The sequence below is a fragment of the Pseudoalteromonas sp. 4NS20-0020 genome, from assembly GCF_057554385.1.
The window spans coordinates 1-583 of record NZ_BAAJMI010000015.1 but is presented as its reverse complement, the minus strand read 5'-3'; the positions used below and the strand labels follow the sequence as shown (position 1 = coordinate 583).

The 583-nt window shown below is 48.0% G+C and carries 1 rRNA gene; it reads left to right on the top strand.

The features are described 5' to 3' along the window. Positions 1 to 116 precede the first annotated feature (116 nt). Positions 117 to 583, top strand: a 16S ribosomal RNA gene (locus tag AC27JL_RS18820); the annotation flags it as partial.

Sequence of the window (583 nt, the reverse complement as noted above, 5' to 3'; positions counted from 1 at the left end):
AACTGAGTGACCAACAGAATAATTACTTAGGTAGTTATTCAGCACAGTCAATTCAATATCGAAAGATATTAAATAAATTCAGAATTCATTGAGCTGTCGAAAGACACAAAACTTTTTAATTGAAGAGTTTGATCATGGCTCAGATTGAACGCTGGCGGCAGGCCTAACACATGCAAGTCGAGCGGTAACAGAAAGTAGCTTGCTACTTTGCTGACGAGCGGCGGACGGGTGAGTAATGCTTGGGAACATGCCTTGAGGTGGGGGACAACAGTTGGAAACGACTGCTAATACCGCATAATGTCTACGGACCAAAGGGGGCTTCGGCTCTCGCCTTTAGATTGGCCCAAGTGGGATTAGCTAGTTGGTGAGGTAATGGCTCACCAAGGCAACGATCCCTAGCTGGTTTGAGAGGATGATCAGCCACACTGGAACTGAGACACGGTCCAGACTCCTACGGGAGGCAGCAGTGGGGAATATTGCACAATGGGCGAAAGCCTGATGCAGCCATGCCGCGTGTGTGAAGAAGGCCTTCGGGTTGTAAAGCACTTTCAGTCAGGAGGAAAGGGTGTGAGTTAATACCTCA